Source organism: Tetragenococcus solitarius NBRC 100494, assembly GCF_001544195.1.
Classification (GTDB): Bacteria; Bacillota; Bacilli; order Lactobacillales; family Enterococcaceae; genus Tetragenococcus; species Tetragenococcus solitarius.
Genome location: NZ_BCPY01000026.1, coordinates 1 through 24,832, shown reverse-complemented (window position 1 = coordinate 24,832; position 24,832 = coordinate 1). Strand labels below are relative to the sequence as shown.

At 34.3% G+C, this 24,832-nt stretch carries 31 protein-coding genes and 1 pseudogene; 20 read left to right on the top strand and 12 right to left on the bottom strand.

Translation table 11 applies throughout. From position 1 onward, the window contains the following. Positions 1 to 6 precede the first annotated feature (6 nt). The 3 genes from TS1_RS08270 to TS1_RS08260 all read right to left on the bottom strand — a co-directional run bounded on the left by TS1_RS08270 (position 7) and on the right by TS1_RS08260 (position 2,713). Positions 7 to 546, bottom strand: coding sequence for a ferritin family protein (locus TS1_RS08270; RefSeq protein WP_068709698.1), 540 nt, complete (start codon positions 544 to 546; stop codon positions 7 to 9). After that, positions 546 to 776, bottom strand: coding sequence for a heavy-metal-associated domain-containing protein (locus TS1_RS08265; RefSeq protein ID WP_068709697.1), 231 nt, complete (start codon positions 774 to 776; stop codon positions 546 to 548). The genes TS1_RS08270 and TS1_RS08265 overlap by 1 nt, the downstream gene beginning before the upstream one ends. Positions 777 to 853: 77 nt before the next feature. Beyond that, positions 854 to 2,713, bottom strand: coding sequence for a heavy metal translocating P-type ATPase (locus TS1_RS08260; RefSeq protein WP_083498269.1), 1,860 nt, complete (start codon positions 2,711 to 2,713; stop codon positions 854 to 856). A gap of 195 nt (positions 2,714 to 2,908) precedes the next feature. Between TS1_RS08260 and TS1_RS08255 the strand changes: the two genes are divergently transcribed. The 8 genes from TS1_RS08255 (at position 2,909) to TS1_RS08230 (ending at position 8,118) form a co-directional block, all read left to right on the top strand. Beyond that, positions 2,909 to 3,490, top strand: a complete 582-nt coding sequence (locus TS1_RS08255; RefSeq protein WP_068709696.1) for a TetR/AcrR family transcriptional regulator — start codon at positions 2,909 to 2,911, stop codon at positions 3,488 to 3,490. 102 nt (positions 3,491 to 3,592) lie between these two features. Beyond that, positions 3,593 to 4,900, top strand: a complete 1,308-nt coding sequence (locus TS1_RS08250; RefSeq protein WP_068709695.1) for a hypothetical protein — start codon at positions 3,593 to 3,595, stop codon at positions 4,898 to 4,900. 2 nt (positions 4,901 to 4,902) lie between these two features. Next, a complete protein-coding gene (locus tag TS1_RS12845) occupies positions 4,903 to 5,067 on the top strand; it encodes an aminopeptidase P family N-terminal domain-containing protein (protein ID WP_169792365.1) in 165 nt (54 codons plus the stop codon). 251 nt (positions 5,068 to 5,318) lie between these two features. Continuing rightward, a complete protein-coding gene (locus TS1_RS08245; RefSeq protein WP_068709693.1) occupies positions 5,319 to 5,666 on the top strand; it encodes a M24 family metallopeptidase in 348 nt (115 codons plus the stop codon). A 215-nt stretch (positions 5,667 to 5,881) separates the two neighbouring features. After that, positions 5,882 to 6,103 carry a glutathione S-transferase C-terminal domain-containing protein gene (locus TS1_RS12840; RefSeq protein WP_083498270.1) on the top strand — a complete coding sequence of 74 codons (222 nt, stop codon included), beginning with the start codon at positions 5,882 to 5,884 and terminating at the stop codon, positions 6,101 to 6,103. A gap of 304 nt (positions 6,104 to 6,407) precedes the next feature. After that, positions 6,408 to 6,860 (top strand): MarR family winged helix-turn-helix transcriptional regulator, encoded by a 453-nt coding sequence (locus TS1_RS08240; RefSeq protein ID WP_068709690.1) that lies wholly within the window; start codon positions 6,408 to 6,410, stop codon positions 6,858 to 6,860. Positions 6,861 to 6,872: 12 nt separating this feature from the next. Then, positions 6,873 to 7,397, top strand: coding sequence for a GNAT family N-acetyltransferase (locus tag TS1_RS08235; protein ID WP_068709688.1), 525 nt, complete (start codon positions 6,873 to 6,875; stop codon positions 7,395 to 7,397). Positions 7,398 to 7,401: 4 nt separating this feature from the next. After that, positions 7,402 to 8,118, top strand: a complete 717-nt coding sequence (locus TS1_RS08230; protein ID WP_068709686.1) for a B3/B4 domain-containing protein — start codon at positions 7,402 to 7,404, stop codon at positions 8,116 to 8,118. A gap of 136 nt (positions 8,119 to 8,254) precedes the next feature. Here TS1_RS08230 and TS1_RS08225 read toward each other — a convergent pair whose 3' ends face one another. After that, the gene (locus TS1_RS08225) at positions 8,255 to 9,628 is read right to left on the bottom strand and encodes an MFS transporter (protein ID WP_068709684.1); all 1,374 of its coding nucleotides are present in this window, start codon (positions 9,626 to 9,628) and stop codon (positions 8,255 to 8,257) included. A gap of 101 nt (positions 9,629 to 9,729) precedes the next feature. Here TS1_RS08225 and TS1_RS08220 point away from each other — a divergent pair, with 101 nt between their 5' ends. After that, positions 9,730 to 10,422, top strand: coding sequence for an ArsR/SmtB family transcription factor (locus tag TS1_RS08220; RefSeq protein ID WP_068709682.1), 693 nt, complete (start codon positions 9,730 to 9,732; stop codon positions 10,420 to 10,422). Positions 10,423 to 10,500: 78 nt separating this feature from the next. On the opposite strand, the gene TS1_RS08215 is transcribed toward TS1_RS08220, so the two are convergent. Then, positions 10,501 to 10,944: a MerR family transcriptional regulator gene (locus tag TS1_RS08215; protein WP_068709680.1), complete on the bottom strand. Its 444-nt coding sequence runs from the start codon at positions 10,942 to 10,944 to the stop codon at positions 10,501 to 10,503. A 105-nt stretch (positions 10,945 to 11,049) separates the two neighbouring features. Between TS1_RS08215 and TS1_RS08210 the strand changes: the two genes are divergently transcribed. From TS1_RS08210 to TS1_RS08200, 3 genes are all read left to right on the top strand, one after another. Further along, positions 11,050 to 11,937 carry an aldo/keto reductase gene (locus tag TS1_RS08210; protein ID WP_068709677.1) on the top strand — a complete coding sequence of 296 codons (888 nt, stop codon included), beginning with the start codon at positions 11,050 to 11,052 and terminating at the stop codon, positions 11,935 to 11,937. Between the two features lie 95 nt (positions 11,938 to 12,032). Beyond that, positions 12,033 to 12,854, top strand: a complete 822-nt coding sequence (locus TS1_RS08205) for an AraC family transcriptional regulator (RefSeq protein ID WP_068709675.1) — start codon at positions 12,033 to 12,035, stop codon at positions 12,852 to 12,854. Positions 12,855 to 12,865: 11 nt separating this feature from the next. Further along, complete coding sequence (locus TS1_RS08200; protein WP_068709673.1) at positions 12,866 to 13,285, top strand: DUF2000 domain-containing protein; 420 nt, start codon at positions 12,866 to 12,868, stop codon at positions 13,283 to 13,285. A gap of 436 nt (positions 13,286 to 13,721) precedes the next feature. Here the strand turns inward: TS1_RS08200 and TS1_RS08195 are convergent, their stop codons facing one another. Genes TS1_RS08195 through TS1_RS08185 form a run of 3 tightly spaced genes read right to left on the bottom strand, consistent with a single transcriptional unit; the run spans position 13,722 to position 15,266 of the window. Further along, positions 13,722 to 14,291, bottom strand: coding sequence for an MBL fold metallo-hydrolase (locus tag TS1_RS08195; protein ID WP_245610118.1), 570 nt, complete (start codon positions 14,289 to 14,291; stop codon positions 13,722 to 13,724). Beyond that, the gene (locus TS1_RS08190) at positions 14,273 to 14,671 is read right to left on the bottom strand and encodes a cytidine deaminase family protein (RefSeq protein WP_068709671.1); all 399 of its coding nucleotides are present in this window, start codon (positions 14,669 to 14,671) and stop codon (positions 14,273 to 14,275) included. Before TS1_RS08190 ends, TS1_RS08195 begins: the two co-directional genes overlap by 19 nt. A gap of 4 nt (positions 14,672 to 14,675) precedes the next feature. After that, on the bottom strand, positions 14,676 to 15,266 hold the full coding sequence (locus TS1_RS08185) for a TetR/AcrR family transcriptional regulator (protein ID WP_068709669.1): 591 nt from the start codon (positions 15,264 to 15,266) through the stop codon (positions 14,676 to 14,678). Positions 15,267 to 15,519: 253 nt separating this feature from the next. Here TS1_RS08185 and TS1_RS08180 point away from each other — a divergent pair, with 253 nt between their 5' ends. The 3 genes from TS1_RS08180 to TS1_RS08170 all read left to right on the top strand — a co-directional run bounded on the left by TS1_RS08180 (position 15,520) and on the right by TS1_RS08170 (position 17,790). After that, positions 15,520 to 16,266, top strand: coding sequence for an SDR family oxidoreductase (locus TS1_RS08180; RefSeq protein WP_068709667.1), 747 nt, complete (start codon positions 15,520 to 15,522; stop codon positions 16,264 to 16,266). Positions 16,267 to 16,369: 103 nt separating this feature from the next. Then, positions 16,370 to 16,765: a MerR family transcriptional regulator gene (locus tag TS1_RS08175; RefSeq protein ID WP_169792364.1), complete on the top strand. Its 396-nt coding sequence runs from the start codon at positions 16,370 to 16,372 to the stop codon at positions 16,763 to 16,765. A gap of 140 nt (positions 16,766 to 16,905) precedes the next feature. Then, entirely contained in the window at positions 16,906 to 17,790 is an 885-nt protein-coding gene (locus TS1_RS08170; protein WP_068709663.1) for an NADP-dependent oxidoreductase, read from the top strand. A 75-nt stretch (positions 17,791 to 17,865) separates the two neighbouring features. On the opposite strand, the gene TS1_RS08165 is transcribed toward TS1_RS08170, so the two are convergent. Then, the gene (locus TS1_RS08165; RefSeq protein ID WP_068709661.1) at positions 17,866 to 18,198 is read right to left on the bottom strand and encodes a winged helix-turn-helix transcriptional regulator; all 333 of its coding nucleotides are present in this window, start codon (positions 18,196 to 18,198) and stop codon (positions 17,866 to 17,868) included. Positions 18,199 to 18,316: 118 nt separating this feature from the next. Between TS1_RS08165 and TS1_RS08160 the strand changes: the two genes are divergently transcribed. The 4 genes and pseudogenes from TS1_RS08160 (at position 18,317) to TS1_RS08145 (ending at position 22,026) form a co-directional block, all read left to right on the top strand. Further along, positions 18,317 to 19,504 (top strand): MFS transporter, encoded by a 1,188-nt coding sequence (locus TS1_RS08160; RefSeq protein WP_068709659.1) that lies wholly within the window; start codon positions 18,317 to 18,319, stop codon positions 19,502 to 19,504. A 24-nt stretch (positions 19,505 to 19,528) separates the two neighbouring features. Then, positions 19,529 to 20,122: pseudogene (locus tag TS1_RS08155) on the top strand (RBBP9/YdeN family alpha/beta hydrolase). A gap of 73 nt (positions 20,123 to 20,195) precedes the next feature. Then, positions 20,196 to 20,852, top strand: a complete 657-nt coding sequence (locus TS1_RS08150; RefSeq protein ID WP_068709655.1) for a DJ-1/PfpI family protein — start codon at positions 20,196 to 20,198, stop codon at positions 20,850 to 20,852. Between the two features lie 79 nt (positions 20,853 to 20,931). Then, the gene (locus tag TS1_RS08145) at positions 20,932 to 22,026 is read left to right on the top strand and encodes an aminotransferase class V-fold PLP-dependent enzyme (RefSeq protein WP_083498266.1); all 1,095 of its coding nucleotides are present in this window, start codon (positions 20,932 to 20,934) and stop codon (positions 22,024 to 22,026) included. 163 nt (positions 22,027 to 22,189) lie between these two features. On the opposite strand, the gene TS1_RS08140 is transcribed toward TS1_RS08145, so the two are convergent. Both TS1_RS08140 and TS1_RS08135 read right to left on the bottom strand, forming a co-directional pair. Continuing rightward, positions 22,190 to 22,825 carry a hypothetical protein gene (locus tag TS1_RS08140; protein WP_068709653.1) on the bottom strand — a complete coding sequence of 212 codons (636 nt, stop codon included), beginning with the start codon at positions 22,823 to 22,825 and terminating at the stop codon, positions 22,190 to 22,192. A 94-nt stretch (positions 22,826 to 22,919) separates the two neighbouring features. Continuing rightward, entirely contained in the window at positions 22,920 to 23,243 is a 324-nt protein-coding gene (locus TS1_RS08135; protein ID WP_068709651.1) for a MerR family transcriptional regulator, read from the bottom strand. A gap of 255 nt (positions 23,244 to 23,498) precedes the next feature. On the opposite strand from TS1_RS08135, the gene TS1_RS08130 reads away from it, so the two are divergent. After that, entirely contained in the window at positions 23,499 to 24,107 is a 609-nt protein-coding gene (locus TS1_RS08130) for a CPBP family intramembrane glutamic endopeptidase (RefSeq protein WP_068709649.1), read from the top strand. 97 nt (positions 24,108 to 24,204) lie between these two features. On the opposite strand, the gene TS1_RS08125 is transcribed toward TS1_RS08130, so the two are convergent. After that, entirely contained in the window at positions 24,205 to 24,777 is a 573-nt protein-coding gene (locus TS1_RS08125; RefSeq protein WP_068709648.1) for an isochorismatase family protein, read from the bottom strand. Between the last annotated feature and the right edge of the window lie 55 nt (positions 24,778 to 24,832).

The following is a 24,832-nucleotide window of genomic DNA, read 5'->3' as shown; positions in this document are numbered from 1 at the left end:
CCTCTTTTATTCTTCATCTTCGTCTTCTTCTAAACCTTCAGAAACCTCATGTCCCAAATAACTTTGGATGACAAAGATTTGGTGTTTTATCCAAGTATTTAACTGTTTTAAAAAATCTGCGATACCAAATTTGTTTTCATTTTCTGCTAGGGTAATTCCTCTAGTAATAAATAGTAATTGCGTCGCAAAGTCTTTGACCGTCTCCATCAACAGAAAGCTTGCTGTTTCATATTTTAAACGACCATTTTCTTCCAACATGCTATATTGGGTGAACTCCTCTGTCGTTGTCGGGATCACTTCTCCTTCATCTAACATCAAATGATTCAATTCGTCAAATAACCGGTCTTCTTGGTTGATTAATTGGGGGAAGACTTCTTGAATAAAGCTTTGATCTGTTCCTTTTACATAATAAACGATTTGTCTTAATTTATTCTGTTGAATGATGAGATTTGATAAAATATGTCCTACCATCGCTCCAGCTGTCGGTGTATGATGGTCAATTTCACTTTGCTGTAATTCTTCTTGGTATTTTTCTTTTGGACTCATTAAGAAAGCTCCTTTGTTTTTGTGCTTTCTACGGTGTAACCGACTTTTTCAATCGCTTTTTTGAGAGCTTCGGCATTTGTCAACGCTGGGTCGATTTCAACTTTGACCTTACTTGCATTGAATAATACCTTCACTTTTTCCACGCCATTTTCTTTTTTCACTGCTTGTTCTATTTTTTGCATGCATGAGGGACAAGTTAATGTTCCTAATTGAATAATGACTTTTTCCATAATAAAATTCCTCCTCTTTATTTTCTATTGTTAGCATAAAATATTTTATAAAAGAAAAAATTGATAGCTATCAATTTTTATGCTTTTTTCTTTGTACCGAGTAAGAGCCTCATCCCATTAAAAATGACAATCAAAATACTTAGTTCGTGAACAAACATCCCACTTGCCATATAAATATAGCCGAAAATTAAACCAATAAGCAGCAATAAGACAGTGGCAAGTGCAATCATAATATTTTCTTGCATGTTAAGGGCGATTTTTTTCGTAAGATGGTAAGCTTTGGCGATTCTTTCGAAATTTGATTTTATCAAAACAACATCGGAGGTCTCAATTGCAACTTCTGTTCCGCCGCCCATGGCTATTCCCACATCACTTAAAGCAAGGGAAGGACTATCATTTACGCCGTCACCGACAAAAGCAACTTGATGCCCCTTTTTTTGTAACTGACGAATATAATCCGCCTTGTTTTCTGGCAGTAGGTTGCCGTAAACTTTGGTGATCCCCAGCTCTTGGGCAATACTTTCTGCGGTTTCTTGGTTGTCGCCGGTTAGCATAATGAGGTCCTTAATACCCGTTTGTTTTAAATGAGCGAGTGTTTCTTTTGTACCGGGTCGAATTTGATCTTTAATGCCTATTAATAAGGATAGCTGACCGTTAATCGCAACCATCACTAAAGAGTGTCCCGTAGATTGCAGTTGATGAATGTCTTTTTTGACAGATTTGGAGAGGGAGACATGGTGATCTACCATTAATGACTGGTTTCCAATCAACACCTTCTTATCGGATAAAGTTGCTATAATACCTTGACCTTTAACCACGTTGGTTTGATCCACAGGAACATAACTAGAAACGTTCGCATAATCGACAATTGCTTGACCTAGTGGATGATTGGACTCTCTTTCAATACTAGCGGTAATTTTTAAGCTTTCAGTGAAATTATCAGTATAATTTTTGACGGCGGACACACTTGGTTTCCCCATGGTTAAAGTCCCTGTTTTGTCAAAGACAAAAGTATCTACTTTGCTAAATTTGTCGATCACTTCGCCACCTTTGATTAAAATACCACTTTTGGCTCCACTTCCAATTCCTGCGACATTTGAAACAGGAACACCGATCACTAAAGCGCCTGGACAACCTAAAACTAAGATGGTGATGGCTAATCGAATATTTTGAGAAAATATCCCGACAATAAAAGCTAAGAGAAGGACAGCTGGTGTGTAATATTTGGCAAATTTATCGATAAAACGTTCCGCATTGGATTTACTATCTTGTGCTTCTTCCACTAATTCGATAATCTTTCCAAAAGTAGTATCTTCGCCAACTCTTTTTGTTACAATTTTTAAGGTGCCATTATCTAAAAAAGTTCCAGCAAAAACATCATCGCCTTTTTCTTTTTTTCTTTGCTGCGATTCGCCGGTTACACTGGCTTCATTTAAATAGCCCTCGCCTTCATCAATGATGCCGTCCACAGGGACTTGAGCGCCTGTTTTTACTAACAAACGATCTCCTTTAGCAATATCATCGATTTCCACTGATTCCGTGCTTCCATCATTTGTTATCTTTAGCGCACTTTTAGGTGCCATTTGGGTCAAAGAATGAATGGCTGTGCGAGTTTTTTCTAGCGTTTTTTGCTCTAAGAAGCTACCGAATAAAAACAAAAAAGCGACAATCGCTGATTCATTATACTCCCCAATCAAAAGTGCACCGAAAATGGCGACACTTACTAATAAATCGATACTGATAACTTTTACTCTCAATGCTTGATAAGCTTGTAGGAAAATTGGCAGCATGCCAATCACCGAAGCAATCAACATGGCAATCTGATAACCGAATGTCCATGTGAATAAGAATTTTGAAACACCAGCCAAAAGAATCAATAGACCATTAATAAGCGTCAAATGATTCTTATGCTGCATTATCCATTGTTGTATTTTCATTTTTACATCTCCTCTTCTTTTAACAACTACAGTATAGCTAAAGAAATTGAAGAAGAAATTGATGGCTATCAAGAAATGAAACTTTAACATAATAATGAAAGTAATTGATATAGCTTTGTATTGACTTATGTTTTGTAAGTTTTATTGGACTGGTCGGTACAATTAATATATACTATAAAAGTAGGGGGTGTTTAGGTGACACGCACTGTTGATTTTAATCAGGAGAAAATCCTTGATAAAGCGATGCTTGTATTTTGGCAAAAGGGGTATGAAAAGACCAGTTTGCAGGATTTATTACAGGCTACCGGTATTAGTCGGTCAAGTTTATATAATACATTTAACGATAAAGCACATTTATTTACAGCTTGTATTGCGCATTATCGTAAAAAAACGGCTTTTCGCAAAGAGATTTTATTAAATGCTTGCAATGTAAAAGAAGGGTTAAGAGAATATTTTAAACAACGCATTGCAGCTTCATACTCTTCGCCTTTAGGATGCTTGATTACCAATACAGCTGTTGAGGATATTTTGCTTTCTGAATCTTTAAAACCTGAAGTTGATGCTTTGGTGCAAGATCAATTTACAGAACTAGAGAAAATATTTTTTGATTTGTTAGAAAAAGGGAAGCAAAGCGGTGAAATTGCGGCCTCAGTGGATATAAAAGCACAAGCGTTTTTGTTTTTAAATTTGAACCATAGTATTAATGTCATGGCAAAGGCAAAGATGGATCGATCCGATGTTGAACATATGGTTGAAAATGTCATTTATAATTTGTAATAACGTTTTGATTCTGAAAACGTTATTTTTTTCATCATTTTGTACTGATCAGTACAAAAAGTTATTTAATTGATCAATTTAATATACAAGGAGAGATAGCAAATGGAAAAAATATATACTTCATCTGAATTACTAACAGCGGTTCAGAAAAATCAATCTTCGGTCTTAGAGATTCAAAATTCAATGTCTTTTGATAACTCGATTATTCTTCCAACAGGGATGAAATTAGTGGGAGCTGCTGGCAGCACGATTTTTCTTAGCTTTATTAACAGCGATGGTTTTGGTTTAACGGGAAATAATACTTTATCAAATATTACTATTCAAACAGATCCCACTCATCGGGCGGTTTTTATCCAAACAGTTCAAGAAGATTTGGGAGAAATTCGATTAGAAAACTTAACTGTTACCGGACAAATTCAACTAATCACTCGAGAAAATACATTAAAAACAAAATTAACGGCTAAAAATATTGATATTGTTGCCAGTGATACTCGTAAATTTCCCGAACAGCCACATAAATATGGGGCAAATGTTTATCAAGGAGCCTTTACTATCTATAATTATAATAGCAATCCAGACAGCCAAATTGAAGCAAACTTAGAAGATATTTCAGTGGGAAGAGCGGGTGCTCCCGTGATTGGCTCAGGCATTTTTATTGCCGGATTCAACGAAGAAGGTGGTCGTGTGCTAGTCAATAAACTGACAACAAAAGCCGTTTACACTAACGGAATGATCCCTCAAGGACAACCTAACTTAATTACAGGAGCCATTTTTGTTTTAACCGGTGCAAAGGCCAAACAAATTATTAGCAAAGAAAATGTTGTAAGCTATGGGACTAATGACATGGTATTAGATGTATGGGGTGAAGTTTCTGATTGGATACTTGAAGGGCCAGTCTTTTCTTATGGTCCCAATGGCATTGGGTTTGTTAATTTTGGGATAGTTCATACTTTTAAAGCAAAAAGCAAAATTGAAACGTTTGGTCTTGGAGCACGCGGGTTCAATCAATATGATGGGACAATCAAAGAGGCAACTTTTCACTCGATTACGACCCATGGTAATGGTTCAATAGGCATCCAAATTAGTAAACCTGTAGGAGATATAACTATTGAAAATAATGTTGAAACAAATGGCGCACTTGGGAAAACGTTAGTCAAAGGTGTACTGATAAATTTAGCTGCTGATGGGATTAGCGTTAAAGAAGGCGGTAAAGTCAAGCAGCTCCATGTTAAAAATAGCATAGTAACAAATGGTGATGACGTGAATAGCTATCATGTGGACGGCGGAATTGTAGAAAGATTTTCAGTAGGGGACAAAGTGATTGCTAATGGTAATAATTCCACCCCTGTTACGATAGAAAATAATGGATATTCGTCTACAAAAGATGTACAAATTGAACAAAAACAATAAATTTGCAGAGGTTATTAAAAGAAAATAAGTTAGATGGATATATTATAACGGATTCCGAAGATGTTTGGTACTTTTCTAATATTCTATATCGTCCAGAGCAAAGGACGTTCTTTTTCCAGATAGAAAGTCCCTTTTTATTGTCCCTAAACTGGAAGAATTGCATGTAGATGCAGTATGATTTAACCACTTATTTCGATGTAATGACCGAACCAGGTGATAACAGACTATGTAAAAAAATTACGTATGATCAAAAGCGATTATGAAATCGAAAAAATTGATGCGGTGGCTAAGAGATAGCGGTTGATGTTGTGAAATTAACTTTAGGCATTGTTAAAATAGGGACGACTGTTGAAGAAACGATTCAAGTTTTATCAAGAAGAATTATCTAAATACACAGGAAGGAGCCAACAGAAACAAAATGTCGTTTGACCAGCTGAGTATAGCTATATGCCACACAGTCTTGTTTCACCAGAATTCTGTCATTGGTAAAGGAGCCAACGTAAATATAGCTATATTTAAATTGGATGATTATGCGGCTGAGTGTGAGCGCACTTTTTTTACTGAAGAACCTAGCGAGGAAGAAAAAAGATACTTCAATATAATGATGGAAGCTAGGGAAATGATGGTAGAAATGCTGTATTTGAAAGTCAAAGCTAGCGCTATTGAAGAAAAGATTATGGATTATTTTGAAAGTCAGGGAGTTGCAGATAAAGTGCTAATAACTTCAGATAGCTATTGTATTTTGACAAAAAGCCGACTAAACTAGAAGAGTTAATTCTTAGCTAATATGTAGCTTCTATTTATTAAAGAATAAATAACAACGAATAAAACAAGCAAGGCAGGCTGTTCAAAAAGCTGTTTACCTTGCTTGTTTTTTGTACGGCAGCGAGTTTTTTCATTTAAAATCTTATATAAATTTTCCGGCAGCTTGAGATTTGTTTTCTTACATTGTTTTAATTGCTTCGTTACTGATTTCATTAAATTAATAATGTAGTCGGTAAGTTAAGTCTTGCTAATGAACAAATATTCTATGATAAAGAAGTCGCTCATTTATTTGACTGGTTAGATGAAATTGAAGAAAGGTTATCGACAAGTCGGTTCTTATTAAGCGAGCAGCTAACAGAAGCAGATAGGTTCTTATTTCCAGCTTTAATTTGGTTTGACGTGCTTTTTAAATGTATTATTACGAATAATGGTCTATGATAATTTATGGCGTTATACACGAGAATTATATAATTGATCAGGAATTCAAGAAGCAGTGAATATGAAACATATTAAAAAACATTAGCATATTAGCCTAATTTCACTTAATCCTAGTGGCGTCGTGCCTAAGAGGCCAGAAATTGATCTTAATGTTAGTAAAACGAGTCGAGTGATTAAATGACAAGAAACTATTCTTTAATAATAGAGTAGTCTTTTTAATTCAAACACAATGAACAATAAAATTGTTGCAAATACAACAAAAAAGTAGTATTCTTTTGTTAAGAATTTGGAAGGGTTGTTTTTTATGGAAGATGTTTTAAGAGATATTGGTGTAATAGCAAGAGCTTTAGATACTATAGCTAACATAGAATTTAAAGATCTGACTTTAACCAAGGGACAGTATTTATATTTAGTTCGTATTTATGAAAATGAAGGAATTATTCCTGAGCGGTTGGCAGAACTAATTAAAGTTGATCGAACAACACTGTCAAGGGCCATAAACAAATTAGAAAAAAATAACTTTATCGAAAAAAGAGCTGATAAACAAAATAGAAAAATAAAACACCTTTATGCTACAAACAAAGGAAAGAAAGCTACTTTTTTTATTCTTAAAGAAAACAAGTATTCAAATGAAGTTGCACTTCAAAATTTTTCAGAAGAAGAAATTCATTTATTGAAGACGCTATTAGTCAAAATGCGAGAAAATATTGATTCAGATTGGCAGTTTGTAAAAAATGGGAATAAACGTGAGTATTAAAGGAGTCTCAAAATGGAAAACGTTGAACTGGTTCAGTGTACGGTGATTGATGTCGAAGAATTACAAGAGATTAGCATTGAAACATTTTCAGATACTTTCAAAGAACAAAATACAACAGAAAATCTAACAGAGTTTTTGAATAAAAATTATAATCTTGCCCAACTAACCGGAGAATTACAGAACCCAAACAGCTTCTTCTTTTTCTTGAAAAAATTGGGTAAAACTATTGGATATCTTAAATTAAACATTGGAAATGCACAATCAGAAGATACAGCTGAGAATGCCTTGGAAGTTGAAAGAATTTATATTAGAACCCCTTATCTAGGGCAAGGTTATGGCAAATATTTAATGAGTTATGCTGAACAAGTTGCAGTATATTTAAATAAATCTATTATATGGTTGGGTGTTTGGGAGTATAATTTTAATGCTATTTCTTTTTACGAAAAAAGAGGATTTGAACAAAATGGTTCACACACTTTTTTTATGGGGGATGACCCACAAAAAGATCTAATTTTACAGAAAAAGATTGAGAGGTAACAGCATGAAAAATATCATTGTAGATTCAGAATTTTGGAAACTATTTCCAGATGCACAAATTAATCTTTTAGTTATAAAGAATATTGACAATTCTGTAAGTAAAGGTAAAGAAAAATATTTTGTTGAATTACTAAATCAAGGAAAAAAAGCAGGGATGCAATTTTTAGATCATGAAATATTTAGTGAAAATAAGGTAATTCGTGAATGGCGTGAAGCCTTTAAAAAATTTAAAACAAAAAAGGGAGCACGTTCTTCTATAGAAGCACTATTAAAGCGAGTGAATCAAAATCGTGATTTTTTCCCTATTAATCCGCTTGTCGACATTTATAATAGTATTTCTATGAAATATGCTGTACCAGCAGGAGGAGAAGACCTAGATAAAATAGTAGGAAATTTACACTTAGGTAAAGCTGAAGGTGGTGAAAGTTTCTTTCCACTTGGAGCAGAAAGGGATTCACCAGCGTTGCCAGAAGAGCTTATTTATTATGATGAAAAGGGAGCAATTTGCCGGTGTTTAAATTGGCGTGAAGCACAACGAACTATGTTGCAAGAAACCACTCAAAATGCTATTTTAGTTATTGAAGCAATTAACTGTGAACAGGCAGTACGAGCAGGTAAGGCGATACTGGAATTAAAAGAACAAGTAGATGATTTGCTAGATACAGAAAGTAAAAATTATTCATTAAATAAAGAAAGCCCCACTTTAGTTAATTTTTTATAGATAGAAATATTAACCACGAACATCAAAGAGGAGAAGAATGCCAGAAAAAATGATTGCGCTGTTATTTATTGTAATTTTGTTATGAGCCATTTCACGTGAACAATTTAAAAAATTATTTTTACTCTATTGTTATAAACTAAGTTGTCGCTTTTTTATTGAGCAAATTGGTTAAAATCGCTAGCAATATTAAGACTGCAGTTAACCCCCATCCGATCGTCAGATTTGTCCTTAATGAAAAGGGCAAAATCAAAATGCCTGAGCCCACGGTGGTGCTTATGGCGATCCCGATATTTTGAATCATCCGTTGTAAAGAACCGACCTCACTTTGCATTTTTTGCGAAGATGACTGCATGATAAGCGCAATATTGGCTGGTTGAAAGAATCCAGCGCCTGCACCATATATAAATAACAAAGAAGTGACTAAAATAGGCGTCCATAACTTTGAAGTGAGTGCTAACAATAGAAAAGAAATAAACATCGTCCATAAGCCAATTCTGACAAATTGCTGATGTTTTGTTCCATCATTTAGATTTCCGCTGATTTTAGAAAATACAACCAATCCAATAGGCGCTCCTAATACATACAAGCCGGTCTTTCCTGAACTAATGTGTAAAAGTTGTTCGAGTAAAAAAGGTGGTAACAAAAAGATCATTGAAGTCGCAAACCCTAGAAGCGCTGTTTCCAGTAAGTCTAAAGCGATTTTACTTTTCCGATAATCTTGTAAATGAAAAAGCGGATTTTTTTGTTTTTTCTCTACTTGGATCAGTGCAATAAAAACAATCAATGCCCCTATAATAAAGATCATACCTAAGGCTAATTGACCTGGTTCAACGATGAAATTTAATCCGCTAAGCAATAAAACAATGGCAGTTAAGCATAAACTTGTTCCTTTATAATCGAAAGAATTGATTTTAACTGGGGAGCTTTTGATTTGCTTTAATAAAAAGAGATTAACAAATAAAGTTACTAAAACTAAAGGAATATTGATCCAAAAAATCCATTGCCAGGCACCTAAGGATAGAAACATTCCGCCGATAGATGGACCTAAAACAGGACCTAATCCAATGGCAATTCCCAACGTACCTAAGGCTTTATTAAGTTGTTCTTTTTTTACATAAGAAGTAATCAAAGCAGAGGAAGTCGCTTGTAAGGCAGCAGCGCCAATTCCTTGAAAAACTCTAAAAATAATTAGAAATAGGATATTGGGAGCTAAACCACATAACAGTGAACTTATGCCAAATAACAAAAAGCCGAAAAATGAAATTTTCAATTTGCCTATTCGATCGCTTAGACTGCCTAAAGGCATAATAACGGCGGCTAAGCTGACCGTGTAACCTACAACACTCATTGCGGCAATATTCTCATGCGTGTTAAAAAAATGGGTGAAAAAGGGCAGTGCTACGTTCGTAATCCCTGTATCTAAGGTGGATAAAAACATTCCCATACAAGCGACAAAAGTCAAGGCGTGACTAAGTTGTGGCTTTTTGCCATTCGTAATTTTCTCATTCATAAAAACATCTCCTTTGCTATTATTTGACTATAACAAAGATATATTTCGTCCTCCGCCGAATGATATAAATGCTATACTTAAAAAAGACAAGGAGGGAGAGTATGTCTATTTATAAGAACTTTTATAGCACTAGCGCTCTGTTTGGACATCCAACACGTATGGCGATACTCGTGGCTTTAAGCGATGGCAAAGCCTTACCTGCAGGTGAAATTGCTAAGATGGTCAAAGTATCTCCCCAAACAACAAGTGAGCACCTAACAAAATTAATGAAGACAGGTTTTCTTAACCAACAGAAATCAGGGAAGTATCGTTATTATTATGTTGCTAACCCAAAAGTCGCAGAAGTAGTGGAAGGAATGCTTGCGCTTTCCCCTGAGATTGAAGTTTGTTCGATGAGAGATTCTTTAGATAAAAAGGCGCTCTCTTATGCACGAACTTGCTATGGTCATCTAGCAGGAAATCTGGGCATTCAGTTAACCAAGGCGATGATCAATTTAGACTATATTAAGGATTTAGGGAATTCCTCTTTATTAACGCAGAAGGGATATGCGTGGACCCAAGAATTTGGTCTAACATCTACAAAAAAGTTTTTAACACAAACGATTCCTTATCATGTTGACTGGACGGAACGCAAGTTTCATATTGCGGGGCCCTTTGCTTTACAGTTAACGAAAAAATTACTTACTTTGCAATGGTTGGAAGAAGGGACGATTCATCGTTCTGTGAGGGTTACGCCTCAAGGACATCAGGGCTTTGTCGATGAGTTTGGATTTAAGCCTGCAGAAAAAGAATAGGAAAAAATTTGAGCCGATCTACAGGAGCTAGACTTAAAATCTAACTTTGGAGGTTGGCTCAAATCAACTCGTGCGTTTTTATTGTTTTTCTTCCAATCGTTCTTTTATAAATTGTTCTTTTTTATTTGTCCAATTGATTGGGTTTAGTTCATCAGTTATTTCTTCATTAAGAATTTGATCAAATTGTGTCAGTTTTTCATTTAGAAAATGCAAGCGCGTTTCTGCTTCAGATATTTGTTGCTTTGTTTTTTCTCGTAAGCTTGTGATAATTTCATATCGTTCTGTGATCGTCGGATTTCCTTTTAGACATAATGAAATATAATGACGAATCTGACTGATTGTCATCTGACATTGGCGTAAATAGTAGATAATAATCAACCAATTGATGGATTCTTCATTAAATTTCCGATAGCCGTGTGAGTCTCTTTTGAGATTAGGAACCAATTCTTGATTCGTATAATAACGAATGGTGTGAACATTCATATTTAGGATATCCGCAACTTCTTGCACACTATAGAGCACTAATCATCCCCCCAAAAAATATTTTTTATAAACGCTTGCTTTAGAGTTACTCTAAAGCATTACACTAAAATTGTAAATCATCAATTTTAGAAGGGAAGATGTATTATGGAATATATTCGATTAAATAATGGGGTAAAAATGCCTATGTTAGGTTACGGTGTCTATCAAATTGAAGAAAAAGAATGCGAACAATGTGTATCTAAGGCTTTAGATGTCGGGTATCGGTTAATCGATACAGCACAAGCGTATTTAAATGAACGAGCTGTAGGACAAGCTATTGCACAAAGCGCAGTTGCAAGAGAAGATGTTTTTCTGACAACCAAAGTTTGGGTGTCTAATGCGGGTTATGAAAAAACAAAATTGTCGCTTGAAAAATCTTTAGAAAATTTGCAGACGGATTATCTTGACTTAGTGTTGATTCATCAAGCATTAAATGATTATTATGGGACCTATCAGGCACTGACTGAATATTATCAACAAGGCAAAATACGTGCTATCGGCGTAAGTAATTTTTATAGCGATCGACTCGTGGACTTAGCTGAATTCTCTACAGTTACACCTGCGATTAATCAAGTGGAACTACACCCTTTTTATCAGCAAAAAGAACTTAGAAAAATAATGACAGAATATGATATTACACCCGAAGCGTGGAGCCCCTTAGCCGAAGGAAAAAATGATTTATTTAACCATCAGCTATTGTCAACTATCGGACAGAAATATCATAAAACAGCGGCTCAAGTGACCCTTCGCTACTTGACTCAATTAGGTGTGGTTGCTATTCCTAAAACAGTCCACCCAGAACGAATGATAGAGAACTTTTCCATCTTTGATTTTCAATTAACAGAAAATGAACTCGAACAAGTAGCCCAATTGGATAGTCATCAAACATTATTTATGGATCATCATAACCCTGAGGTAATAAAAGAATTGACGAAACTTGGCAAAATAGAAACCATGGATAAATTGCAAGTTAAGGGAGACTTCCCAAAATAATTGATACTTCTTTTTCATATTTATTGTAATTGTCAATATCATTCAAGAAAAAAAGCAGTAGCTATGATAATTTAAAAGTGAGGTAGCAAAATCACATGAGTAAAGACTTTCGAGAAATTTATTTTGACAAGCAGTTAAAGCTAGAAGGGTATTATTTTGAAGGTGTCTCTCAAAGTTTTCCCAATCATTTTCATGACTATTATGTCATTGGTTTTGTCGAAAAAGGAAAACGAAATTTAACATGCAATACGTTGGAATATGAGGTGAATCCAGGAGACTTTCTGTTGTTTAATCCGTTTGATAGCCATGGATGTATACAAGTTGAGGAGTTGGATTTAACATATAGAGCAATAAATATTTCAATTGAACGTATGAGAGAAATCATCACAACGATAACAGGCAAAGAAGAACTTGTTAAATTTACCAAGCCTATTTTGAAATTACCTAAAATCGATGAACTTTTTTTGCTCTTACACCAATTGATATTGGAAAATAAAGATGATTTGAATAGAGAAGAACTTCTTTATTTTCTTATCGACGCTTTGATCGCCCACGCCGCCGATATTAAAATAGAGGAAATTGCTTTTAGTGAAGCTTCAAAAGAAAATTTGCTTCTTGCTAAAAGCTATTTAGAAAAAAATTTTTCTTCTGTTGTGTCATTAGAAGAGTTAAGTAGGCGATGTCATCTTAATAAATACACGCTTATTCGCTATTTTACTAAATATTTTGGTGTTACCCCTTATCAGTATTTACAGACAATTCGAATAAAGGAAGCTAAAGAATTGTTATCTAACGATAAAGAGTTACTTTCTATTAGTTTAAAAGTGGGATTTTCTGACCAGAGTCACTTTACTCGTGTATTTAAATCGCTCATTGGGATCACTCCGAAACAATACCAAGGTATTTTTAAACAATAGGGAGGAAAGATATGTCAACTGAAAATAAATGTGTTATTTTGATTGATGATGCTTTAAGTTTAGGGCTAGTTGCGAATACTGCAGCCATTTTAGGAATGAGTTTAGGAAAAAAACATCCAGAATTAATAGGTCCTGACACTCTTGATGGCGACCAATTTTTACACTCAGGGATTATCTACATTCCTGTTCCAATTTTAAAATCAAATAGAGAAAACCTTTTTGACTTACGTAATAGACTTTATCAAAAAAATTATCAAAATATTGAAACGGTAGACTTCACCAATCTTGCTCAATCTTGTAAAACCTATGAGGAATATATGGATAGGTTTCAACAAATGAAAGCTACGGATTTACAATACATGGGCATTGGCTTGTATGGGCCTAAAAAAATAATCAATAAATTAACAGGGAACTTACCACTGCTGAAATGAGTAGCTATAACACGTAACTTGTTTGACATAATATAAGCGCCAATTAATAAATGTTGTATGGACTATTTTTAAAAGAAGTATGCTTTACAAATATTAAATGTCCCAATGACCTAGTTAATAAAATATAGCAACCAAAGCTTTTTCTATTTAAGTTAGTGGAAATTTAAAGGGATAGCTAAAAATAGTAGAGTAACACCTATTGTGATTGAGCTAGGGAATAGTTTACTTGGGTACAATAGAAAAATCGACGTGAAATAAAAGAACAGAAGAAATTTTAAAATTTTTCTGCTCTTTTATTTTTTACCTATTACGATAATGAATTGATTGCCTTTAAGTAATCAACTAATTCAATTTTTCCTAGCGGTTGTGCGTGACCTAGCATACAGTAAGTACAATCTGTTTGTTCAATTACGTTTATCAGTGATTTCAATTTTTCCTAATCCATGTAGCCGTCGTTTTCAAAATCTTCACTCGTTGCATCGCCTAAAAATAATACTTTTTCTTCAGGAATGTAAACCAAAGTACTATCTGATGAATGCGGCGATTCTGTGTGAAATATTTGTGCGGTTAAATTACCAAGTAAAACACTCAATTTATTTTCAAATTGAATATCAGGAGGAACAATTTCAATCGTTTTATCGTCAGAAAATTCTCTTTGAAGAAAAGGGTTTTCTAATTTCAAAGATTGTACATACTTCTTATCCTGTATCTTTTCTTTTTCGATTTGTAAAAATTGATTTGTCTTAGTATGAGCAATAGATAGACCGTGAATTTGATGCATGCCAAAGGTATGATCCCAATGCCAATGGGTCATAGCGGTTAGATCAGGCAATTTAAGTTTCTTGGCTTGTAGCGCTTGGTAAAATTCAGTTACATGGTCGCTAGAATTACCAGCGTCGATAGCAAGTGATAATTTATCTCCTTGAACATAAGCCAACATTGGCCGGTCAGTTTCAGTTTGGTGCGGATAGTAGAAAATATGGTCGGTTAATCGGCGTAATTCCATTTATCATCCCATCTTTCAGGTAGTAATTTGTTTAGAATGGTTTCCCTTAACTCGTGTAATAATATTTTTGCTTCAAAATTATTGTGATCTAATTGGCTAATAAATTCTCGGCATCTTCCGCATGGTGGTAGAATACTTCCATCTTCATAAACAGCGATAAGTTTAACAATCTGCGTTTTTCCATTTTTTAGCATTTCTGCAATCGCTGATTGTTCTGCACACAAACCGATGGAACAAGGCATATCAATACATATGCCCGTATAAATATTTCCATCTATTGATTCTAAAGCACAAGCGACATGACCGGCTGTTCCTAGCTGTCTAAGCTGGATAGGTTTCATTTGATTTAAAGCCATTTCATAAAGTTTTTGATTTTCCATAAATTTATCCTTTCGTCATTCCATATAGTAATATTTCAGTTGTTTGCTGTATAAATTCCTCTTTTTCCATTTTTCCAGAACCAACCATTAAACTGTTTAATAAAGGGTCTAAAATAGAAAGGATTTGATGACTCAAAAAAGTTAACGATAAATCTTTTCTAAGAATGCCCTCATTGTTGCCTACAACAAGAATTTTCTCAAATGCTTGTATAATTTCTTCTTGTATAGCCGTCATTTCTTTTTGATTTTTTTCTTGAAATAGCACCGCCATATCGGAATAAGTAAGTTTCAAAAATTGATGATAATCACTTTCTAAAGCAATTCGCACGGCTTGTTGAATTTGCTGTTTAAAAGGCAGATCGGAAAGTGAGATTTTTTGTAAAGAATCTCTTAATTCTTGGAGTTTTGGGTAAATAACAGCAAAAAGAAGATCTTCTTTTGAATCGTAGTGGTTATAAATGGTTCCTTTTGCAATTTCTAATTCTTCAGATATATCACTGATTTTAAAATAGTGATAGCCTTTTTCTTTTAAAATTTTTTCTGCGGTAATAAGAATTTTTTGATTTCGTAATTGAAACTTTTTTTCTTTTGACATGATATTTTCCTTCAATTGACTATTTAGTCAAAAATGACTATAAAGTCATTTTATAAAATCATCCTATGCATGTCAATAAAATAAAAAATCTATAAAACTAAGCTAACATCACTGTAAGAAAAATTATAAATGAGGCAAAAATGATTTTTGTAAACGCCGGAATGATAAATCTTTTTCCTTGCTTTCAAGTACACTTGAAGGTTTATACTCCGGATCACAGCTACTATCAGCTGAAAAAGTAGGAGGTTATTCCATGAAAAATATACAAGAAAAAGTGGTTATTATTACCGGTGCTAGTAGTGGTATGGGAGAAAGTACGGCAAAATTATTAGCCTCATATGGGGCCAAAATTGTCGTTGCAGCACGACGAGAAGAGAGATTAATTCGTTTAACAAAAGAAATCGAAAATGCTGGGGGATCTGCTATCTATAAAGTCACAGATGTCACTTCATATCAGCAAGTTCAAGACTTAGCGCAGTTTGCTTTAGAGTCATATGGCAAAATTGATGTGATTATCAATAATGCAGGATTTATGCCAGTTTCCCCATTGCATGCACAAAAAGTAGAGGAATGGGACCAAATGATTGATATTAATATCAAAGGTGTACTATATGGCATATCTGCAGTGCTTCCTTATATGAGAAAGTATAAGAAAGGTCAAATTATTAATGTTGCTTCTGCTCTTGCCCATGTTGTCGTAGAAAATGCAGCTGTCTACGCGGGAACGAAATACGCTGTAAAGGCTATTACAGAAGGATTAAGACAGGAAGAATGTGAAAATAATATTCGGACAACATTGATTTCCCCAGGTGCTGTACAAACAGAGATTACCAATAGTATTACGCATGAAGAAACAAAGGCAGCAGTAAAAGAAAATGTCAGTAAAGTGTGGTTGCAACCTGAAAGTATCGCTAAAGCTATTGCTTACTCTATCAATGAACCAGATGAGGTATCGACCAATGAGATTATTGTCCGGCCGACGATTCAAAAAGAATTTTAAGAAAATGACACTTGATTTGATGGCTGAATTTATACTTTAGTGATACCTTCTAAATATGAAGTAAAATATAAATTTAAAATAATAAATATGGGGTTGAATGAGAGTGAACTATACGATTAAAGAAGCAGCTGAAAAAGCCAATCTTCGTCCGCATACTTTAAGATACTATGAGGAAGAAAAACTTTTGCCACATGTGAAACGTGATGAGAATGGTTATCGAAGCTATTCGGAAGAAGATCTTTTATGGATTGAAACAATTGCTTGTTTACGAGAAACAAATATTTCTATTGCAGATTTAAAAGAAATGGTGGAGCTAACTAAAGAAAATAAATCAGCTCTTTATCAGCGAATCCATATTTTAGAAACTCATCAAAAGAAACTTCGACAACAACAAGAAGAACTAAAACAAATGGAGAAAAAAGTTACAAATAAAATCAATCATCTCAAACAATTAGAGAATACAAATTTAACGGATTTAGAGCACCTTCGTTTATGTTAGAAATTAACCTGTCTACTATCGGTAAGGTAAGTATCTTACAAAAAAGTGCATTCTTTTCTTTCATTTTGTCCGATGCTATGCTAACTAACAGTATCCATTTTGTTATTTGATTTAGCTAGGTATTGGAAAGGATGAGGTAAATGAAAGCTGTTCAGGTTTTAAATTATGGAGGCCCAGAAGTAGCAAAAGTAAAAACGATTGAAAAACCACTGAGAAAAAAAGGAGAAGTGCTGGTGAATGTTGTGGCTTCTTCTATTAACCCCGTGGATATAGGTTTTATGACGCCTAATACTATGCCAAAAATTAATCAGTTTCCAGCCGTTCTCGGATGGGACATGACAGGCATTGTAGTTGAAACGGACCCAAACCAAGTATTTGAAATTGGGGATCGTGTGGCTGCTATGTATCCTCAAGGAAGTTGGCAACAAGTCATTTCTATTCCAGAAAAACAATTAGTAAAATTACCTGATGATATTGATTTTGTCAGTGGCGCAAGTATTCCATTAGCCTCCGTAACGGCTTTACAAGCTTTGCAGAAACTACAACTAAACGCTGAACAATCGCTGTTAGTCACCGGTGCTGCGGGTTCTGTTGGTCGTTTTGCGATTCAGTTTGCTAAAGAAAAGGGGATTTTTGTATCTGGGTTGGTCCGGAATGATAAGCAGAAAAAGAGCCTCTACTCTTTATCAAAAAATGTATATGTAGTGGATGAAAAGATTCCTTCATTTGACGCTGTTCTTGATACTGCTGGAATTTTAGATCGTACCGACTTTCTTAAAATAAATGGCAAAGTGGTAACGGTAAATACAGCTGACATAAGTCCAGAAGTGGAACACCATAGTTCATTTGCTGAACGACATCAAGTTCGTACAAATGCAAAAGATTTAGCGCATATCCTCTCTTTAGTCTCTGCAGGGAAAATAGAAACTAATGTATTCAAAAGTTACTCGATGTATGAAATAAAGAAAGCTTTAAATCAAGCAATGCAACATGGCAATGATGGTAAGATCGTCCTTACTTTCTAATGAAAAGCAGTAAGAAATCACTTGTTGAGACTTCTTACTGCTTTATTCTATCAACGGTTTGGAAGATAAAAGAAATTACTTTGCTTCTTCGGTGGTGATTTTCTTTCCCCATTCACAAAGCTCAACCAAAATTGGCACAAAGCTCTCACCTTTAACGGATAGAGAATATTCTACTTTTGGAGGAACTTGATGATATTCGGTGCGAATAATCATATCATTTTTTTCAAGTTCCTTTAACTGTGCGCTCAACATTTTATGGGTGATTTCTGGAATATTTCGTTTCAATTGACCATAGCGCAGAACAGGTTCACAAGCTAATTCATAAATAATCTTTAATTTCCATTTTCCTTCAATCATCGATAGCGCATGAACAAAAGGGGGACGCGAACTTTGGCATATATTCTCCATCTTTTACTCTCCTTTTGGTTAGTACCTTACAAAAAAGTGCATACTAACATTTTGTTAGTGTTTAATTTATACTAACACTGTTTCAAAGAAAAATAAAATTTTACGAGGAGATGTATAGATGGAGCATTCATCAAAAAAGAAAAGGGTAAGGGATAAATTGCCTTTATTCAGCTTACTTGCTTTTTCAATGGCTGGTTTTATTTGCATTATGACTGAAACCATGCCCTCAGGTTTATTACCCCAAATTAGTGAAGGGTTAAATATTACGAGTGCACAAGCAGGACAACTTGTGACTTGGTATGCAGTAGGGTCATTTATTGCTGCAATACCTATCACTTTAGTTACACAGAGTTTAAGACGGAAACCCTTATTTCTTTTAGCCATCGGTTTATTTTTTGTTTTAAATAGTGTTACAGCCTTATCCTCGAGTTATGTAATTACACTTACTGCACGTTTTATTGCGGGAATTGGTGCAGGAATTGTATGGAGTATGTTAGCTGGTTATGCTAGACGACTAGTTCCACCACATTTAAGAGGAAAGGCTACGGCAATTGTTTTTGCAGGAACGCCTGTTGCCTTAAGTATAGGTGTGCCAATCGGTACTTTTCTTGGTTCTCTTGTCGGTTGGCGTGCAGTATTTATGACAATGTCGTTATTGACATTTTTTCTAATGATTTGGATTCTTTTTAAGATTCCAGACTTTAAAGGAGCACCAAAAAGCAAACGAATTCGTTTGTTCAGTGTATTGAAAATTCGTGGTGTATTGCCGATTCTTGCAGTCGTTATTTTTTGGATGGTTTCTCATAATATTTTATACACTTATATCGCTGTATTTCTTGCATCAACAGGACTTGAACTTTCTGTAAGCACGGCTTTGTTAGTGTTTGGAATTTTATCTATAGGAGGCATTTGGCTCACTGGAATATTCATTGATTCTTATCTACGTTCGCTTGTTTTAATTAGTTTAAGTGGCTTTTTAGTGACTGCTATTCTATTTCAATTTTTCACGCAACAATTATTCTTGGTTTATATAGGAATTGTTCTATGGGGATTGACTTTTGGAGGAGCAGCTACTTTAATCCAGACGGCATTAGCGCAAGCTGTTGGTGAGACAAATGTCGACGTTGCGATGTCTATCAGTGCGACTTCTTGGAATATTGCCATTGCCGGTGGAGGTGCTCTTGGAGGTTTACTGTATGATTCTTTGGGTACAGCTTCCTTTACTCCAACTATTATTACATTATTAATTCTTGCTTTAATCGTAGTATTTCTCAATAAAAGATATGCATTTCCATCAAATGCGTAGATATTCGAAATGGAGGATTTATAGATGGAGGAAAAGATTTATATTGTTCCAGGATTTGGGGCGAAGCCTGAAGATCATTGGTTTTCTTGGCTAGCTAAACAAGTGAACAAACAACCGAACTAACAAGCATCAATTTTAAAAATGCCTAAACCTACACAACCAGAATTAAAAAAGTGGCTAGTTCAATTAAATGAGCAAATTCCTATATTAGATGAGAAAACTTACTTGGTTACACATAGTTTAGGGGGTCTCACCACGCTCCATTACTTAACTCAAAAGTTTCAACAAGATTCAAGAGCCCGAATCGGTGGGCTATTACTAGTTTCAGGTTTTTATGAAAAACGTGAAGGGATGTCTTCTCCAGAAGATTTTTTTGAAGGATCTATTGATTTTAACGCAATAAAAAAGGGAACCAATGGCAATATTACTGTTGTCTCTTCTGCTAATGATTATATTGTTCCAACTGAATTAACGGATCAATTGGCACGAAAACTAAATGGAAATTATTATCGGAAAAAAGAAAGTGGTCATTTTTTAGCTACAGACGGATATGTAGAATTTCCTTTACTTTTATCACTACTAACTAATTTAGTTGAACAAGAAAATCATGGCTCCTAATTTTTGGTCATTTTGAAGCCATTTGTTAAACTTCATAGTAATAAAATATTTTTAAAGCAATGGAGGACAGCTTATGAAAACGATTCTCTTATTCTTATTGGAGGGATATGCTGATTGGGAGGCTGGTTATATTAGTGCCAAACTTAATAAACCAGATTTAGGATTTCAAATACAGACGATGTCACTCGAGGATTTTAATGTACGTTCTCAAGGAAACTTTTCTGTGAATATTGACTATAAAGTAGATACTTTTAATGATATAAAAAACCTTGCAGCTTTAATATTCATTGGTGGAACAGGTTGGGGGAATAAGAGACTAATTCGTGGTTATGATCCGTTAAATTATGATTATACTTCTAGTCAAAAAATCACTAACTTAATTTCTGCTTGTTTAAATAAAGCGGAAATTTTAATAGCTGGTATTTGTGATGGCGCAACTTTCTTAGCTGATAATGGTTTTTTAGATAAGATAACCCATACCGGTAATTCATTAAGTCATTTGAAGGAAAAAGCACCAGAGTATCGAGGGGAAAACTTTTTTAAAGAGACGCAAGCTGTTTATGATCAAAAAATCATTACAGCAAATGCTTCCGCACCTTTGGAATTTACGCATCAATTGTTAAAGCAGCTTCAAATGCTAGAAGATAAAGAAGCCGATCAATGGTATCAAACGTATAAAACGGGGTTTTATGAATATAGTATTGAAAATTTTGGTGCCAAAAAAAGTTAAAAGTATTAAAATAATAATTGAAGTTTATTTGAAATAAGAGATATCGTCTGATAATAAAATATAATCAAGGAGAGCGAAGATGCATCCAGATCTTATTGACCAATTTCCTACATTAAAAAAACTTAACTATCTTGGCAGCTGTTCTCAGGGATTATTGCCCAAGCAAACTTCAAATGCTTTAGATAGGTATCATGAGGAATTGTTAACTTATGGTTCCAATTGGGAACTAGCGACACAAAAGGTAGAAGAGGCTAGAAACACTTTTGCTAAATTGATAAATGCCGAACCGGATGAAATTGCAATTGTATCTTCCGTTTCACATGCAATTTCTGCGATTGCGACTTCTTTACCAGTATCACCAACAAAAGATGAAATTATTTTTACAGATTTTGATTTTCCAACCGTAGAGGATGTTTGGACCTCACAAGCGCGTTTTAAACATAAAATTCATAAAATCACTTCGGAAAAAAATCATATAGCATTGGAGAAATTTGAAAAGGAGATTAGTGAAAAAACGTTACTAACTTCTATTCCACATGTTCATTATAAAAGCGGATTTAAATTTGACATAGATAAAATTTCAAAAATTGCTCATAAAAAAGGTTCGCTAATATTTGTAGATGCTTACCAATCAGCAGGTCACTGTCCAATTGATGTAAAAGAAATGAACATTGATTTTCTTGCGACAGGGACTAGAAAGTATTTATTAGGAATTCCAGGGATTTCTTTTTTATATATCAAAAAAGAAATTGCGGACCGTTTGAATCCATATATAACTGGATGGTTGGGTCAAGGCAAGAAAGGGGCGAGAAAGTTTGATACAGGGACCCCTTCATTTATTAGTGCGTATGCTGCAGTCGCTTCGATTCAATTGATTCAGTCTATAGGGGTAGATACTATTTCAACTTACCTTGATTCATTAGGAAAGTTTGCATTGGAATATGGTACCGAGAAAGGATTAACAGTTTATGGGAGCAAACAATTACTAGATAGGACAAGCTTGATTGCTTTTTTTCATTCTGAAGCTAAGCAAGTCGTTCATAAACTTAAAAAAAATGGGATTGTATTAACTTCAAAAGAAAATATCATTAGAATTTCACCACATTTTTACAATAGCAACGAAGATATTAAGAAAGCTATTGATGGAATTATCAATTATTCTAGTAAAAAATAGCGTAGATTATTATAGCTACAGGATTTTATAAACAGAAGAAAAAAATGAGTATTAGTATCATTCACCATTCTTTGTTTAACATAATAAAAAACAGAGGGACTTATTGAAATACTTCAAAAAATCCCTCTGTTTTTAGCGTTGTTTAATCAAGAAGAAGATTCTTTTATTGTTTGGTTCGTACAGGATGTAAATCTAATGTACCAGATTCTAAGTAAGAATCATGCAACCATTTTTCGGTTGTTCGACCGCTGACCCAGTGAATCCCTCGTTCAAAAATTATGGGTTGATGGTCTTTGCCGAATACGACCCATGCATAATTATCATCTTCTGCAATAAAACATTTATATTTTGTTCCCGAGACTGTGAATTTTCGTCCATTTACTTCGATTGTTTCATCGTGTTGATCGATCCAGAGGTTTTCTAGCTTTTGATAGTATTCTGAATCGAATGCTTCAAAAAATTCTTTGGTTAATGCTTTTGTTTCTTCTCTGGAAGGAAGAAGGTCGCTAGAATCAACGGCGGTATCTGTTGTTAAATTGACAAAACCTAAAATATAGAGATCAGCCTTTCTAATAACCACTGAAAAATGTTCCCCATATAATTGATTAGCTTCTGCATCTCTTGTGTAACGAAGTCGAAGAACGTCTTGCTGATTTTGCTGAATTTCATCTTGGATTTCTGCGAGTACAAAGTTTTCAGAAACTGGACATTTGGCTTCTGCTGCTTTAATAAATTCATCAAAAGGAGAGAAATCTTGATGATACAATTTACCGACAGACAATTTTGCTTCATTTTCCATTGAATACACTCCTTTGTATATAATGTACGTTAATTGTACATTATATACAAAATTTGTCAAATAAATAAGAGTGAATCTTTTAAAAAGTCCACTCTTACTTATTTTTGCCATCATCGGATTCGATATTTTTTTCCATCGCTTCATGCATATGATTAATTTTATTAATCCTATTTTGTACTTTTTCAGCAGCTTTATCCAAGGTAAAACCTTCTTCTACAAGCTCATCAATGAGTACGATTGTCTTTAAGGCATAGTAATCATACTTTCGATTTACATGCTCGCCATCGACCACACTTTGAATATAATTTTTTTCTTCCCAATAGCGGATTTTTCGGATTGGAACGCCCGTAATTTTGGAAGCATCTCCAATACTTACCGCCATTTTTTTCACTAAATTCGGATCAAAATCTTCATACATTGCTTATTCCTCCGTGTATTTATGCTTAAATTCTAGCATTAAACGAATGTTAATACAAATAACGGGTAAGAAATTGGATTGTCTTTCATTTTCAAATATTTGGTTTAAGAACTGTTTAGAAATTGATATTTTTTCTCACTGGCATAGAGCAAACACTTGTATAAGCTGATTCGGTTAACGATAAATGGTATACTTTTTACAAGAAGATATATTAAACCAAATAAGAAAAATCATTGTGGAAAAAGGGGGAGCCTTATGCTTATTCAGTCGTTTATCAATGCTTTGGGTCAGCTTCTATTGTTTTCTTTAATCCCTTTTATTTATTGGTTCATATCATTAAGAAGAAAAGAGGGATTTTTACAATGGATCGGTTTAAAAAGACCAAGCTTCCACAATAAAGCTAAAGTTCTACTCTTTTCTGCCATATCCTTTGCGCTTTTACTCATTTCTGGTTTATTTTTGGTCCTGATGGTTGAAGATAGGAGCGTCCTTGCTAACGCAAAGTTCTCTTCGATGGGCATAGAAGCCGTATTCCCTATTTTCTGCTATTCGGTTATACAAACAGCTTTGTCTGAAGAAATTCTTTTTCGTGGATTCCTATTAAAATTCTTCTCGCAAATATGGGGCATATCCATGGGCAACTTTATTCAATCCATTTTATTTGGATTACTGCATGGTATGATTTTATTTCCTATTTTGAATCCATCATTTATCATATTGGTCATTTTGTTTTCTACATTAGCCGGTTGGATCATGGGGTATATCAATGAATATTTAGGCAATGGTTCCATCGTACCAAGCTGGATTATCCATAGTCTAATGAATATATGCTCCTCATTATTGATAGCATTTAATCTTTTATAAAATAGCGTTTATTTGGATGTTGCAGCAGGATACTGATGATTAGAGAAATGAAAATCCTCCCTTCTCAACATCCTTTATATACGTTGGTTTCACCTTTTTAATTTGTAGTATTTGAATCTAATACACCTTGTAAAAAGCTTTTCGAGTCTATTACTGTTGCAAATTCATCATGTATCGTAGCAAGAGAAATTCGGTGAACGGTTTCAGCCTCTATGAATTGCTCGTGTTCGTCATATAAACCAAACGCAGCCGTTGCATCAGAAAGAAGATAAGTCTTGTATCCTAAATTTCCGCTCATTCTTGCCGTAGTTGATACACAATGGGGAGTTGTTAGCCCCATTATTGCTATCGTTTTAATCTTTTTTATTTTTAAAAACGGCTCTAATTTGGTTCCAATAAATGCACTATTGACTGTTTTTTGAATGACTTTTTCCTCTTTCAATGGAAAGAAGATCTCTTTGAAGGCAACTCCAGCACTTTCTTTATAAAATACAGAGCTCCGGTCCTGAGAAATATGCTGAATATGAATAATCCACCAATTTTGTTTACGACAAGCCTCTAAGACAGTTTTCATTTTTGTTTCTGCATTAGGATTATTTCGAATTCCCCATTTGCTATCATTAAAAGCCTTTTGTACATCAATAATCAACAAAGCACGATCTTTTTTCACTCTACAGCCACTCCTTTCGTATTTTGAATTCCATTTTATTTTAATGAAGAATTAA